The sequence below is a fragment of the Bradyrhizobium sp. WYCCWR15520 genome, from assembly GCF_056174665.1.
Genome location: NZ_JBWBWM010000005.1, coordinates 171,751 through 185,481 on the forward strand (window position 1 = coordinate 171,751; position 13,731 = coordinate 185,481).

A 13,731-nucleotide genomic window follows, 5' to 3' on the forward strand; every position below is an offset into this window, starting at 1 on the left:
AAGGACATTTAGCTCTGCTGCGCGTACCGCATCAGATGATAGGCGGGATCGCCGAACTGGACGTTGATGGAGCTTATTCGCTTGAAGTAGTGGCCGACGTTCAACTCGTCGCTCATGCCCATGCCGCCGTGCAGTTGCACGGCCTGCTCCGCGACAAAGCGCGCGGCATAGCCTACCTTCGTCTTGGCGCCGGATGCCAGTTTCGATCCGTCCGCTTCCTTCGATGCCAGCGTTAAATTCAAATGCTGGGTGAGCGAAATCGACTCCTCAAGCGCGATGAACATGTCCACCATGCGGTGCTGCAGCACCTGAAACGTTCCCAGCGCAACACCAAACTGCTTGCGCGTCTTGCTGTACTCGAGCGTCGCCGAGTTCAGCTCCGCCATGGCGCCGACCGCTTCCGCGCAAAGCGCAGCGATGGCGCGATTGCGGGTCGCCTCCAGGGCAATCACGCCCTCACCTTCGCTGCCCAGCATCTGGCTGGCAGGCACCTCTACGTTCATCAGCGTGAGTTCAGCGGCGCGCCGGCCGTCGATGGTCTTGAAGCCCTGCAGGTGAAGATTGGCCGAATGCCGATCGACGACAAAAAGGCTCACGCCGTCGCGATCGCGGGGGCCACCGGACGTTCGCGCCGATACGATCAGCTTATCGGCCCACGGCGCACCGACCACCGCAGCTTTGGTTCCGCTCAGTACAAATTTGTTCCCTTGGCGGCGTGCCGTGGTGGTTACGTTGTTGAAATCATAACGTGATCGTCCCTCCGCCCAAGCTAGGGCCCATATTGCATCGCCCTCCATGATCTTCGGCAGGAATGTTTCGCGCTGCTCGGCCGAGCCGACATCCTCGATCAGACCGCCTGCGAGAACAACCGTCTCAAAATACGGCTCGACGACGAGGTTACGGCCGAACTCCTGCATCACAATCATCGTCGCGAGCGAGCCGCCGCCAAGGCCGCCGGAGCTTTCCTGGAAAGGTGCCGCGCAGAGCCCGAGTTCGGCAAAGGATTTCCAGTGCCTGCGGCTCCAGCCTTCGTCGGTCGCAACGATCTTGCGGCGCTCGTCAAAATCGTATTGCTCGCGCAGAAACCGTTGAATGCTGGAACGGAGCAATTCCTGTTCTTCGGTCAACTGAATATCCATCGATATGCCTCGTGCGAAGTAATCAGAGACCCAAAACCGCTTTCGCGATGATGTTGCGCTGTATCTCGTTCGATCCCCCGTAAATACTGAGTTTGCGGGAGTTCAGATACTTTTCGGCCGCGGTGTGTCCATAGTCCGGCCCCGGCATGAAGCGGTTGGCGCTTACCGGGTGCTCACGGATGGCCAGGCCGTAATTGCCGATCGCCTGGTGCGTAAGATCGGTGATGCGTTGGAATATCTCGGTGCCCCTGATCTTGAACAGTGACGCCGCCGGTCCCGGATCGATGCCGCGCGACATCTGCGCAATGATGCGCAGTTCAGTCGCCTCCAAGGCCAGCACATCGAGCTCGACGCGCGCGATCTCCCTGATGAACTCCCCGAACGCCGGATCGTCCTCCCCGACTTCGGTTCTCACGATCTGTTTGAGACGCTCCAGATAACGTGTCGAACGGCCGATCCCGGCCATGCTGGTGCGCTCGTTGCCGAGCAGAAACTTTGCGTAGGTCCAGCCCTTGTTTTCCTCGCCGATCAAATTCTCGGCGGGGACGCGCACATCCTCGAGGAAGACGTCGTTCACCTCATGCGATCCGTCGATGGTGATGATGGGCCGCACCGTGACGCCGGGCGATTTCATGTCGATCAACAGGAAGGAGATGCCGGCCTGGGGCTTTGCCGAAGGATCGGTCCGCACCAGGCAGAAGATCCAGTCGGCATGCTGGGCCAGCGTCGTCCAGGTCTTGTGGCCGTTGACGATGTAGTGGTCGCCGTCGCGCACCGCCTTGGTGCGAACCGAAGCGAGATCGGAACCGGAGCCCGGCTCCGAATAGCCCTGGCACCACCAGTCCTCCCCGGAGAGAATCCGCGGCAGATACTTCTTCTTCTGCGCATCATTGCCGAAGGTGTAGATGACCGGGCCGACCATGGTGACGCTGAACGCCAGCGGCGGCAGCGTTCCGGCGCGTGAGGTCTCCTGTTCAAAAATGAAGCGTTGCGTGACCGACCAGCCTGGGCCGCCGTATTCCTTGGGCCAGAGCGGAGCAATCCAACCCTTCTTGTGGAGAATGCGGTGCCAGAGCAGCGACTGCTCCTTGGTCAAATCGGTCTCGGGGTTTGGAACGCGCATTTCCTGCGGATAGTTCTCCGCAATAAAAGCGCGCACCTCGTCACGAAACGCAGCGTCTTCACTGGAAAGATTGAGTTCCATCGTGAGAAGGCTCCCGCTACCACTTCTCGCCGAAGGGACGAATCTCCAGTTCAAAGGTCCAGGCGCTTCTGGGCTGCTGATAAAGCAGCCAATAGGATTCTGCGACCGAGGACGGCGGCATCAAAGCATCGGGATCGTCGAGGGCATTCGGACCGAGCGCCTCGATCCGCCGCTGGCGCACCCATTCGGTGTCGACGCCGGAATCAATGATGAGATGCGCCACGTGAATATTCTTGGGACCCAACTCGCGTGCGGTCGCCTGTGCCACGGCGCGCAGGCCAAACTTGGCGCTGGCGAACGCCGCATAACCCGCCCCGCCGCGCAGACTCGCGGTCGCGCCGGTGAAGAAGATATTGCCCTTGCCGCGCGGCAGCATCAGCCGCGCGGCTTCCCGGCCGGCGAGAAAGCCGGAGTAGCAAGCCATCTCCCATACCTTGCGGAACACGCGCTCGGTGGTATCCAGAATTGGAAAATTGACGTTAGCGCCGATGTTGAAGATGCAAACCTCGAGCGGCGCGTGCTTATCGGCATCACCGAGGAAGGAAATGATCTCCTCCTCTTTGCGCGCATCGAGCGAACGCGCATGGATTTCACCTCCCTCCTTCTCGATCTCCTTGACGAGGGGCTCGAGCTTGGCGCCGTTACGGCGCCCGGCAAAAACCGTGAAGCCCTCTGAGGCGAACTTCTTTGCGATCTCGCCGCCGATAAAGTCCCCGGCGCCGATCACGGCCACGGTTGCGTTTCTCTTTTGCAAAGGCGTTCTCCCGGTCAGGTTAAGTGAGTTCGTCGCTGGAATCTCGCCGCCTGCCTGGCAGCAGCTCGGTCGCGATGGAAACAGGCCGCGAGTTCATGCTCGCGCATCTTGCCGGTTGAGCTTCCCGGTAAGACATCGACGACGACGATTTTCGGCAGCGGCATATAGGCAGTGAGCCAAGGCTCGATGGAATGTATCAGATGCGTCGCCTTGACACGCGATCCTGGCGACGGTTGCACGAATGCGACAAGCTCCCCGTCGCCATTAAGGCCTCGTCCGATGACGGCGGATTGCACGTCCTTGCGTGAATTGAGAATTGCCTCGATCTTGGCCGAGAGGGCGCCAGGTACGGCCGAGAATGTACAGGCAATCTCCGTCAAAGCGGGCAACATAACCGGTATTGAACCAGCCTTCGCCGTCGATCACTTTGCCTGTAAGGTCAGGAGCACGGAGATAGCCGCGCACCACGTTGCGCCCGCGCACGTGGAGTTCTCCGACTTGTTCCTTTGAGAGTGGTATGCCGTCGATCGTTCTGAGGCGCCCTTCCACTCCCGGCAGCAACCTGCCAACCACGTGGTGAGAACGCAGCACATCGAAGTCGCCCGTTCTGATTCCAAGCGAGGAGAGGACGGTAGCGATCTCTCTAACGCGCAGCTCCAGATCTTGGTAGCTCCTGGACGCCCCGTTCCCGACCAGCGCGATCCGGTCGGGGGCTTCGGCAACCTGCCTTGCCGTCACGTCATGGACGCGGCGCGGCGAGCCGACAGCAATCTCGTCGAGATTGATCGCCTTTGAAAGCTCCGCCACGACCGACCTCCCGACCAAACCGTGCCGCTTTGCAGCGCGGCCGTTCGCCAATTATCTAACGTTCTTTTTTAGAACTCGTCAATCCCTAATTCAGATCGCGAGGTTCCTAAGGGACAACGTGGCTGCCCAATTATTCGTTCGGGGAGAGCGAAAAGCCTGATTTACAACGTATCCTGCCGCCGCTACTATTACAGTATCAAATCAGAACTTATGCAGGAAACGGAATGGCAGAGAGGCACGGCGTTGCGATACTGGTAGGCGCAGGCGACGCCATCGGAGCGGCGGTCGCCCGGCGTTTTGCGAAGGGCGGCTATACGGTTTGCATCTGCAGGCGCGATGCGTCCAAGTCGCAGGGGCTTGTGGGCGAGCTGAGGGCTGCGGGGCATAACATTCACGCTTTCAGCGTCGATACCCGCCAGGAAGCAGAGGTCCAAGGCATATTTGCGCGAATCGAGAAGGAGTTGGGGCCCATCGAGGTCTGCCTCTTCAACGCGGGATCGAACGTCAGCAAGCCATTGCTGGATACAACCGAGAAGCTGTTCTTCAAGGCTTGGGAGTTGGCCTGCTACGGCGGCTTCCTGGTCGGACGTGAGGCTGCCCGCGTCATGGTTCCGCGCCAACGCGGCACCATCTTCTTTACAGGTGCCACCGCCAGTGTGCGTGGCGGTCCAGGGTTTGCGGCATTCTCATCAGCCAAATTCGGACTTCGGGCAGTAGCTCAGGCGATGGCGCGCGAGCTCGGACCGAAGAATATTCACGTCGTTCATCTCCTGATCGACGCCGGCGTCGACAGCGAGGCGATTCACCAGCGCATGAAAGCGGCGAAGGGGATCGAGCCAAGCGAAATTCCCCCGGATAGCCTGACCAAGACGTCTTCCATTGCAGACGCCTATTGGTTCACCCACCAGCAAAGCAGGGATGGCTGGACCCACGAGCTCGATCTCCGTCCATCCGTGGAGAAGTGGTAACATGAACGCGACGCCAGACCTGACCCTGTGGGGCGTCGGCACAAGCCGCACCATTCGTGCGCACTGGGCCATGCACGAACTTGGTTTGTCCTACAAATCCAAGCCAATCGGGCCGCGGACAGGCGAGACCAAAACCGCTGAATACACCAGGCTCAATCCCCGCCAGAAGATTCCCTTGCTGCAGGACGGCGATTTCTGCATCGGCGAAAGCGCCGCGATCGTCGCCTATCTGTCGCGAACCTATTCGACGCCCGACCGTTCACTGATTCCCATAACCCAGCGCGAGTTCGCCGCTTGGCTGGAATGGTGCTTCTTTATCGTGGCCGAACTCGACTCCACCAGCCTCTACGTCATGCGCCGCCATCGCGCAGACGCATTGGGCCACATCTATGGAGTTGCGCCCGAAGTCGTCGCACAAGCCGGCGACTATTTTCGGCAACAGTTACGACACGTTGAGGTGGCGCTGGCAGATGGGCGGACGTTCTTGATGGGTGACCAATTTACCAGCGCTGACATCCTGCTGACGACTTGCCTGGATTGGGCCATCGCTTACGGCGTTGGTATTTGCGACAACGCGCAACCCTATCTCGAACGTATCCAGGGGCGGGAGGCTTATCGGCGGGCTGTGGCCGCGAATGTCCCGGTGTCACCGATTACCCCGGCCGCGGCGAAAGGCTAACAGAGGTTCGCCGGTCGCGAACAGGGCTTCGGTTCAGACGGCCACGCGAACGCTGCGCCCGGCGACCATCTTGTCGATGGCGCTGTCGTCGTAACCCAGTTCCCGCAACACGTCGCGCGAGTGCTCGCCGATCCGGGGAGCAGGCCCGCCGATCGCGGCCTCATTGATCTCAAAGCGGGCCGCCGGCTTCGGCTGCCTTACCCGCCCGACCTTCGGCTGATCGAACTCCGCGATGATTTGACGCGCGATCACCTGTTCATTGTGGATGATTTCGCCCCGGCGCAGGATCGGCGCGCACGGCACGTCGGCAGCGTCGAGGCGCTCCAGCCATTCGGCGGTGGTGTGTTGACCAATGTATTCCGCCATCTTGTTGATGCGCGCCGTGGCGTTGACCGAACGCGCCGATGGTGTCGCAAACCGAGGATCGTTGGCAAGTTCGGGATCGCCGGAGGCGCGGCAAAAGCCCTGCCACTCGGAATCCGAAATAGTACCGGCGGTGATGTAGCCATCGCTGGTCTTGAACACGAGATCGGGCCGGTCGTTGGGGTCGGCGGCGGCGGCCTCGGCGCCGACGACCGTATACTGCATCATGCCTTCCGGCCACAGGTAGGAAATCATCGCGTCGAGCATAGCGATCTGAATATGATCGCCCTGCCCGGTTTTCTCGCGGGCGTAGAGCGCCGCCGCCACCGCCTGTGCGGCGAACACCGCGGTGGTCTTGTCGCATACGATCGTGCGGATCATCTGCGGACGATTTGTGACCGGCTGGGACTGGATATCGGCGAAGCCCGACAGGCCCTGAATGATCGGATCGTAGACGCGCTTCTTCACGTACGGGCCGGTATCGCCGACGCCGCTGATCGAGACGTAGATCAGGCGCGGATGCCGCTTGCGCAACTCTTCCACCCCGAGTCCGAGGCGCTCCATGGTGCCGGGCCGGAAGTTCTGCACCAGCACATCAGCCTGCGTGACCAGCCTGGCGAGCACCTCGCGGCCAGCCGCGCTCTTGACGTCAATCGACAGCGAACGCTTGCCGCGGTTCGAAGAGATGAACAGCGCGGAGAACTCGCCGTCCTTATCGATCGTGGCACGGCTGCGGCGGGTGATGTCGCCGCCGATCGGCTCGATCTTCAGGACGTCGGCGCCCTGATCCGCCAGGAACATGGTCGCGAACGGGCCCGACACAACGCCGGTCAGGTCGAGGACACGAACACCGCTAAGCGGGCCAGGCATGGGCATTCTCCCTGATTTTACTTCTGCTTCAGGTCCGAGGGTTTTGTCTTTCGCCACTTAACCTGGGACGGTGGCCACCGCTACTAGGCCGTCTTGGGAACAGGTTGCCTGATCTGTTCGACGATCGACTCCTCGACGTCACGAAGCTGATCCTTGCCGAAGAACATTTCCTTTCCAACGAAGAAAGTCGGCGAGCCGAATGCTCCCCGGCTGACTGCATCGTTGGTCAAGTCGATCAGCCTCTTCTTGACGTCATCCTGCTGGGCGCGCCCGATCAACCGGTCGATATCGATCCCCGAGGAGATGAATGCGTTCCGGAAGATTTCGAGGTCATCCATCTTCTTCGGTTCTTCCCACATATGATGGTAGGCGGCGCGGAAATAAGGCTCGAAGACGCCTTCGAATTGGGCAGCGACAGCCCCCCGCATCAGCATCAGCGTATTGACCGGAAAGAACGGATTCTGCCGGAATTTCGTGATGTTGTGGCGCCGGATAAATCGCTGGGTCTCGAGCGCCTGGTATTCCGGCTTATTCTTGATCCCGCGAAGCGAGTCGAACGGCGACATGTTGCCCGTCGCCTTGTAGATGCCGCCAAGTAGAACCGGAACGTACTCGAACTTCACGCCGGTACGCCGCTCGATCCCCGGAAGGACCAGTTCCGCGAGGTAAGCGTTCGGGCTACCGAAATCGAACAGGAATTCAACTTTCAGGGGCATGTCAGTTCCTCCCGCAGAGCGAAATGGGTGGTCGGGTTTGTTGATCTTCGAACCGAACCTTGGCTACTATTCGTTCATACAGTTCTAAAATTGAACTGTCAAATCTACGCTGAATTCTGCTACTTTCAACTGATCGCGGGGTATTGTTTGGCATTTAGTACCTATCTAGAATGGTGAAGGCGGCGCGGTTCCCTGGATTGATTCGGGCGGAACAGGCGCCTACCGACCGGAGAGCAGGAATGAAATGGGATGAACTTGAGCAAGAGCCATGTTCGATGGCTCGAACCATCGGTGTGATCGGTGACCGTTGGACGCTTCTGATCCTTCGCGAATGCTTTCTGCGTACGCGCCGCTTCGAGGGTTTTCAGTCAGCGCTTGGAATCACGCGCCATTTGCTCGCAGAGCGGCTGAAAAAGCTGGTTCGGCAGGGCGTGCTGCGCCGTATTCCATATCAGGAGTCGCCTAAACGCCACGAGTATATCCTGACGCAGAAGGGTCTCGATCTCTATCCGATCATGATGGCGATTGTGCATTGGGGCGACACCCACATGGTCGACGAACGCGGGCGGCCGTTGCTGCACCAGCACCGCAAATGCGGCAAGAACTTTGATCCAGTCATGGTGTGCTCCGAATGCGGCGAGCCCCTTTCGGCCAAAGAGGTTCATACCCATCCCGGCCCCGGTGCCCGAAGCACAACCCCGGCAACAAAGGGGCCAGAGAAGCCAAGGGCAAAGCCGCGGCGCCAAGCCGCTTGAGGTGGCCGCACACCCCGGGGAATACCTCATCGAAGGCCATGCTCAGCAGTTCACAGCGCAGGGCGATATCTGAAGGCGCCACCTGGCGGACACGAGATGTCCGGCAACGGTCGCGGACGGCTGAACTCGCCCTCAAACCTGGATCACATCTCGATTTGCTTCGTTGCAGTAGAGACGCTCGACCTGGTCAGAGCGATGCTTCAACACAGCACGTTGGTTGACATAGGCCTTGTCGGTGATTTCTCCCGCCGCCAATGACGGCGGATCCTTCAGCAGCGAGAATGAACAGATTCTTTCACTGCTTCCAACGGTTTCATTGTATTCCTGAAAACGACCCTTCAGAAATTGAATCACGAGAGGGTCGCAGGTCAAATCCGACGCTGGGGTCTTCGAAATCCGCGCTGCCTCGGTAGGATTCAACCAGCAGAGCAGCGCGCACGATTCACGATTTTCTCCCGCAACGACAATGTCCAGCAATACACCGCGCGCTGCAGCCAAAATCGCCGCGCGCATATTTCCGATCGAGACCCACGTTCCGTTCGTTAGTTTGAAATTCTCGGAAATTCTGCCTGTAAAACGCAGCCCGAGCTCCGGCTTCTCAGGATCCAGAAACGAGACGGTATCGCCGATGCGATAGAACCCTTCCTCATCGAAGGCCTTTTCGGTCAAATCCGGCCTTCCGAGATAACCTGGCGTAACGTTGGGTCCCTTGACCCTTGCCTCGTAAGTATCGGAAACAGGGATGAGTTTTAACTTAAGACCCGGCGCGGGAAGACCGATCTCTCCCGGCTGGTCCGTCGCCCAATGAGTCGTACTGATTGTCGGGGCCGTTTCGGTGGTGCCGTAGCCCGACATGACCGGAATTCGCCGGCCGGTGATCGACGACGACAGCCGATAGAGTTTTTCAAGCGTGCCCTGCGAGATTGCAGCCCCGGCATAGCTCAATCTGTCCATCCGCCTGAACACGCTGGCGCCAAGATCAAGGTCGTTCTCGATTGCGTCACATAAGAGATTATAGCCGGCCGGTACGTTGAACATGGCGGTAGGCGAAATCTCCTTGAGATTCGCGATCGTCTTGTGGAAGAGCTGAGGCAGCGGCCGGCCATCGTCGATGTAGAGCGTCCCGCCATTCTTGAGAATGCTGTGAAGGATTACGTTGCTGCCCATCGTATGATGCCAGGGCAGCCACTCAACCTGCACCGGCGCCTCCGGAGGAGACACCAGCAGACTCCCCATTTGCAGGGAGCTCGCCATCATGCGGTGGGTGTTGAGCACGCCTTTGGGGAAGCCGGTCGAACCGGATGTGAAGAGAATCTTTGCAACGGCGTCGCAAGAAATTGCCCTTGAAGCATCCGCGAAGCCTTCGCTCCCGGTTCGGGATGTCAGTGCGCCGAAAGGCACGGTGTCCGGCCCACCATCGACGCTGATCCAGGTCGCGGCTGCCAGTTCGGGAATGGAGCGCCCGGCGGAAAAGCCGCTCGCGCTCTGAACGAAAACGAAATTCGGGCGCAACGTTTCCGCGATATCCCTGAGACGGGCTAGGCCGCCGGGCATCAGCGTGTAGTTTGGCGATATCGGCGCCAGGATCACCCCTATCGACATTGCGGCAAACGAGATCACCGCGTTCTCGATGGAGTTTCCTGAAAGTATCGCCAGCTTGTCAGCCGGCTTTGCGCCCATATCGATCAGGCTTTGGCCGACCGCCTGAACCTGCAACCATGCTTCGCTCTAGGTGATCTCGTCCCACCCCCCATTCGCATTGTGTTGCGCGAGAAAAATTCTATCCGGAACGGAACCTGCCCAGCTCGGAAGAAAATCCGTGATGCGCCAGTCACACTTCCCCAATTCGAGGGGCGAGCTCAACACGAGCGTTCCGTCGGTTCGACGCTCGATGGAAAGCTCCCTCGCCGCAAACGTCAGTGCCTTCGTCGACATCGAAAACGACCTCCTGAATTGCTGTGAAGGTCCGATGAGCGCGCGAGACGAGGTTCAACCCTGATGCCCATCGCTGCTGTGCCCGGCCGGACCGGTCGGCAGTTCGCCTCCGCTAACTACCGCGCCCGTCGCTTCGCTAATGCGAGGTCACTCGGACCTGGCGTCCAGCACTTCCCCGAAGCCTTCCCAGCTTGTGCCCGTCCATCGCTGCAACCGCATCTGCGTCCAGATCATGTTCTCGGTGTTGCTTGTATTGACCTTGATGCCGGGCAGCGCCGTCGGAACGACGAAATCCTTCAGGTTCTTGGCCTGCGCCAGAATATTTTTGCGAGACAGGTCGTTGCCGCACTGCTTCAGAATCTGCTCGAGCAGGATGCCTTGCTGATAGCCGGTCAGATAGCTGCCATTGGTGATATCGACACCCGGCAAATACTTGTCCAGAAATGACCGGTAGGCCTGCATGGCAGGGTCGTCTTTCCAGGTCGGATCCAGAATATCCTTGTTGGTCGTGCCGACAATCGCGCCGACCGATTTGTCGAGGCCGGCCGGTGCGAGCGTGCCTCCGACAGACCCGGATGGGAAATTGAGGATTACGGTGGCCTTCCAGCCGATCACCGCGGCTTGCCGGATGGCCTGAGCGGCGAACTTCGGTGTGCCGGCGATCACAAGAGCTTCAGCACCGGAGCTCTTCAGGTTGACGACCTGTGAATCGACCGTCGGTTCGGTGACCTCATAGGAAGCGGTCACGACCTTTCGGTCGAAATCCTTTCCGAGAAACGCCTTGAAGGCGTTGACATAGTCTTTGCCGAGGTCGTCGTTCTGATAGAGGATTGCATACTTGGCGTTTGGCAGTGCCTTCGTCAGATACTTGGCGTAGATTTTGCCTTCGGTGTCGTAGCTGACGAGACCGGTTGTGGTCAGCGGGTAATTGGCGACGTCCGTGAACTTGGATGACCCGCTGATAATCGCGATGCTGGGCACCCCTTTCGACCGCAGGTATTTCGCCGTTGCCGAGATGCCAGGAGTGCCGAGCTGGCCAAACATGAACGACACTTCGTCGCTCTCGACGAGTTTTCGGACGTGCTCCACGGCTTTGGGAGGACTGTATGCGTCGTCATATGCGATGTAGTTGATCTTGCGTCCGTTAATGCCGCCGCGGTCGTTCACCAACTGAATGTAGGCGATAAGTCCCTTCCCTACGAGACCGATCGATGAGGCCGGTCCGCTGAAGGGAAAAACGCCGCCGACCTTAATCTCCGTCGCTGAAATTCCGGGCTCTTCAGCCGCGAATGCAGGCCCGCTCAACAGTAAAGCCAGAGCCGCCACGGCCTTCCATTTCATCAACATTGCTCGTCCTCCCAAACGCGCACCTTCCGGGGTACGTCGCTGCTGCAGCCTACAGTTCTTTTTTAGAACTCGTCAAGTACTTTAGAATATCACTCGCCGGCCCGCTAGCGCGGTCTCGGGGGCGCGGACTGAAACTTAAGAGTTAAACCATTCCGGCAAATCTGCATTTTGCGGGCCATCGCCTCATGGGGACCACGCGCGATCGGACGTCGAACGCCAGCCGGGGAAGTCACGGGGATACCGTCTCGTCCAGCGCGCGTTTCAATTCTATTATCGAACTAACTTCGATGCATCACTTTCATGGCTGCGGCCTCACCAAATAGATTGCGCTCGAACTCTATACTGATATAGATTTCGACTGCAATCTAAAGCACGAGAGACCTACAATGCGCGTGAGCCGTATTCAGGCTGCGGAAAACCGCGAAACTGTAATCAATGTCGCAAGTCGCCTGTTTCGGGAGTGCGGCTTTGATGGCATCGGCCTCAAGGATCTGATGAAGGGTGCCGGGCTCACCCAAGGCGCCTTTTATAAGCAGTTCGCGTCAAAGCAGGACTTGGCGGCGCAGTCGTCCAGGCGGGCATTGGAGAGCGCCACCCTCCGATGGTTGGCCGCGACCGCGGCGAAACCCAAGGATCCACTCGGCGCAGTGGTCGCGTTCTACCTCAGCGCCGACCATCGCGATGAAAAGATGGACGGCTGCCCGATCGTGGCGCTCGGCTCAGATGCCGCCAGACAGGGCAGCGACGTGAAAGCGTCATTCGAAGCCGGGATCAAAGAGCATCTCGAAATCCTCAGCCGATTGATTGCCGAAACCAACGGCAAGAATCCCAAAGGCAAAGCGATGGCCATTCTCTCGACGATGGCAGGTGCGCTGATGCTGTCGCGCGTCGTCAACGACCCCGATCTGGCTCAGTCCCTTCTGAAGGCGGCGGCCAAACAGGTTCGCGAAGCTGCCGCCGCTTGATGGCTAGTTATTTTATAAATTCATGGAGGACAAAAAAATGCGCAAATCCGGGATCCATAATTTTCCGGCAATCGATCGTGTCGTTTATGGCAGACCAGCGGCTGACGCTTTGAAAGATGAGGCGGTGCGACTCGATGCTAAACGCATCTTCCTCATCGTCAGTCGAACCTTGAACACCAAGACGGATGAGATCGAGAAGATTCGTCGTGCTCTTGGCGACAAACATGTGGCGACCTTCGATGGAATTGCGCAGCATACGACGCGTAAGCAGGCTGCCGAGGTGGCCCGTCAAGCTAATGACGCAGAAGCTGATCTAATCGTGGCTATTGGGGGAGGCTCCGCGATCGATCTCGCTAAGATCGTCATCATGGCGATGGAACATGATATCCGCGATGAAGCCGGTTTCGATCTATTTCCCATGGGCCCGGGGGTAAACTTCTCTCCGTTCCTTTCGCCCACAGTCCGACAGATCGCGGTACCATCGACCCTGAATGGTGGCGAATACAATGCAGCAGCGCTCGTCACGGATGAGCGCCATAAGTTGAAGCAGATCTTCTTCCACCCCCAAATGATGCCTCTGGCGATCATTCTCGATCCTGCCCTCACCCTTCAAACGCCATCGAACCTTTGGATGGGATCGGGAACGCGCTCGATGGATCACGGTATCGAAGCATTGTGTTCGCCCGCCGGCACCCCGTTAGCTGATGAAGTCGTCTTGGCGGGCATCCGCATTCTGCGCGAGGGAATGCTCCGGACCTTGCAGCAAGCTGACGATCTGGAGGCGCGTCGACTATCTCAATACGGCTCATGGCTCGCGTCTTATGGCCTCCAGGCACGCGTCCCGATGGGAGCAAGCCACGGCATTGGCCATGTGCTTGGAGGCACCTTCGGGGTTCCCCACTACTACTGCACACCCGTCATCATGCCGAGCCTTCTTCGCTACAACAAGCCATTCACCGAGGATGCGCAGAAGCGTTTGGCGACGGCTCTTGGCGCCCCGGGTGCCGAAGCTGCAGATGCCTTTGCAGCATTCACAAAATCGCTTGGACTACCTGTCCGCCTCGCTGATGTCGGCATAGGCGAAGACAAATTCGATCCGATTAGCAAGATCGCAATCAATCATCGCTTCGTACAGGCCAATCCGAGGCCCTTCAAAGACGAAGCCGAGATCATCGATCTGCTGCGAATGGCAGCTTAGCCGCCATCAGCGACGATGGATCAAGATTGGA

At 58.9% G+C, this 13,731-nt stretch carries 13 protein-coding genes; 5 read left to right on the forward strand and 8 right to left on the reverse strand.

Annotated features, from left to right (window positions below):
• Positions 1 to 8: 8 nt before the first annotated feature.
• The 4 genes from AC0QUY_RS07560 to AC0QUY_RS07575 form a co-directional block, all read right to left on the reverse strand.
• Complete coding sequence (locus AC0QUY_RS07560) at positions 9 to 1,139, reverse strand: acyl-CoA dehydrogenase family protein (protein WP_475386365.1); 1,131 nt, start codon at positions 1,137 to 1,139, stop codon at positions 9 to 11.
• Positions 1,140 to 1,161: 22 nt separating this feature from the next.
• Entirely contained in the window at positions 1,162 to 2,343 is a 1,182-nt protein-coding gene (locus tag AC0QUY_RS07565; RefSeq protein WP_475386366.1) for an acyl-CoA dehydrogenase family protein, read from the reverse strand.
• 16 nt (positions 2,344 to 2,359) lie between these two features.
• Positions 2,360 to 3,097, reverse strand: a complete 738-nt coding sequence (locus tag AC0QUY_RS07570; RefSeq protein WP_475386367.1) for an SDR family oxidoreductase — start codon at positions 3,095 to 3,097, stop codon at positions 2,360 to 2,362.
• A gap of 264 nt (positions 3,098 to 3,361) precedes the next feature.
• On the reverse strand, positions 3,362 to 3,904 hold the full coding sequence (locus AC0QUY_RS07575; RefSeq protein WP_475386368.1) for a hypothetical protein: 543 nt from the start codon (positions 3,902 to 3,904) through the stop codon (positions 3,362 to 3,364).
• 224 nt (positions 3,905 to 4,128) lie between these two features.
• Between AC0QUY_RS07575 and AC0QUY_RS07580 the strand changes: the two genes are divergently transcribed.
• Together AC0QUY_RS07580 and AC0QUY_RS07585 are read left to right on the forward strand one after the other, a co-directional pair.
• Entirely contained in the window at positions 4,129 to 4,872 is a 744-nt protein-coding gene (locus AC0QUY_RS07580; protein WP_475386369.1) for an SDR family NAD(P)-dependent oxidoreductase, read from the forward strand.
• Position 4,873: 1 nt separating this feature from the next.
• Positions 4,874 to 5,551 carry a glutathione S-transferase family protein gene (locus tag AC0QUY_RS07585; RefSeq protein WP_475386370.1) on the forward strand — a complete coding sequence of 226 codons (678 nt, stop codon included), beginning with the start codon at positions 4,874 to 4,876 and terminating at the stop codon, positions 5,549 to 5,551.
• Between the two features lie 33 nt (positions 5,552 to 5,584).
• Here AC0QUY_RS07585 and AC0QUY_RS07590 read toward each other — a convergent pair whose 3' ends face one another.
• Positions 5,585 to 6,784, reverse strand: a complete 1,200-nt coding sequence (locus tag AC0QUY_RS07590) for a CaiB/BaiF CoA transferase family protein (protein ID WP_475386371.1) — start codon at positions 6,782 to 6,784, stop codon at positions 5,585 to 5,587.
• Positions 6,785 to 6,867: 83 nt separating this feature from the next.
• A complete protein-coding gene (locus AC0QUY_RS07595) occupies positions 6,868 to 7,500 on the reverse strand; it encodes a DsbA family protein (protein ID WP_475386372.1) in 633 nt (210 codons plus the stop codon).
• A 239-nt stretch (positions 7,501 to 7,739) separates the two neighbouring features.
• Here AC0QUY_RS07595 and AC0QUY_RS07600 point away from each other — a divergent pair, with 239 nt between their 5' ends.
• Positions 7,740 to 8,255: a winged helix-turn-helix transcriptional regulator gene (locus AC0QUY_RS07600; RefSeq protein ID WP_161856399.1), complete on the forward strand. Its 516-nt coding sequence runs from the start codon at positions 7,740 to 7,742 to the stop codon at positions 8,253 to 8,255.
• Positions 8,256 to 8,387: 132 nt separating this feature from the next.
• On the opposite strand, the gene AC0QUY_RS07605 is transcribed toward AC0QUY_RS07600, so the two are convergent.
• Both AC0QUY_RS07605 and AC0QUY_RS07610 read right to left on the reverse strand, forming a co-directional pair.
• A complete protein-coding gene (locus tag AC0QUY_RS07605; protein ID WP_475386373.1) occupies positions 8,388 to 9,971 on the reverse strand; it encodes an AMP-binding protein in 1,584 nt (527 codons plus the stop codon).
• Between the two features lie 366 nt (positions 9,972 to 10,337).
• Complete coding sequence (locus tag AC0QUY_RS07610) at positions 10,338 to 11,537, reverse strand: ABC transporter substrate-binding protein (RefSeq protein WP_475386374.1); 1,200 nt, start codon at positions 11,535 to 11,537, stop codon at positions 10,338 to 10,340.
• Between the two features lie 386 nt (positions 11,538 to 11,923).
• On the opposite strand from AC0QUY_RS07610, the gene AC0QUY_RS07615 reads away from it, so the two are divergent.
• Both AC0QUY_RS07615 and AC0QUY_RS07620 read left to right on the forward strand, forming a co-directional pair.
• A complete protein-coding gene (locus AC0QUY_RS07615) occupies positions 11,924 to 12,502 on the forward strand; it encodes a TetR/AcrR family transcriptional regulator (RefSeq protein WP_475386375.1) in 579 nt (192 codons plus the stop codon).
• A gap of 37 nt (positions 12,503 to 12,539) precedes the next feature.
• Complete coding sequence (locus AC0QUY_RS07620; protein WP_475386376.1) at positions 12,540 to 13,700, forward strand: iron-containing alcohol dehydrogenase; 1,161 nt, start codon at positions 12,540 to 12,542, stop codon at positions 13,698 to 13,700.
• Positions 13,701 to 13,731 lie beyond the last annotated feature (31 nt).

Bases quoted from the DNA above. Each gene is read 5' to 3' on its own strand.
- AC0QUY_RS07560 (WP_475386365.1), bottom strand. From the start codon at position 1,139: ATGGATATTCAGTTGACCGAAGAACAGGAATTGCTCCGTTCCAGCATT.
- AC0QUY_RS07565 (WP_475386366.1), bottom strand. From the start codon at position 2,343: ATGGAACTCAATCTTTCCAGTGAAGACGCTGCGTTTCGTGACGAGGTG.
- AC0QUY_RS07580 (WP_475386369.1), top strand. From the start codon at position 4,129: ATGGCAGAGAGGCACGGCGTTGCGATACTGGTAGGCGCAGGCGACGCC.
- AC0QUY_RS07585 (WP_475386370.1), top strand. From the start codon at position 4,874: ATGAACGCGACGCCAGACCTGACCCTGTGGGGCGTCGGCACAAGCCGC.
- AC0QUY_RS07590 (WP_475386371.1), bottom strand. From the start codon at position 6,784: ATGCCTGGCCCGCTTAGCGGTGTTCGTGTCCTCGACCTGACCGGCGTT.
- AC0QUY_RS07595 (WP_475386372.1), bottom strand. From the start codon at position 7,500: ATGCCCCTGAAAGTTGAATTCCTGTTCGATTTCGGTAGCCCGAACGCT.
- AC0QUY_RS07600 (WP_161856399.1), top strand. From the start codon at position 7,740: ATGAAATGGGATGAACTTGAGCAAGAGCCATGTTCGATGGCTCGAACC.
- AC0QUY_RS07610 (WP_475386374.1), bottom strand. From the start codon at position 11,537: ATGTTGATGAAATGGAAGGCCGTGGCGGCTCTGGCTTTACTGTTGAGC.
- AC0QUY_RS07615 (WP_475386375.1), top strand. From the start codon at position 11,924: ATGCGCGTGAGCCGTATTCAGGCTGCGGAAAACCGCGAAACTGTAATC.
- AC0QUY_RS07620 (WP_475386376.1), top strand. From the start codon at position 12,540: ATGCGCAAATCCGGGATCCATAATTTTCCGGCAATCGATCGTGTCGTT.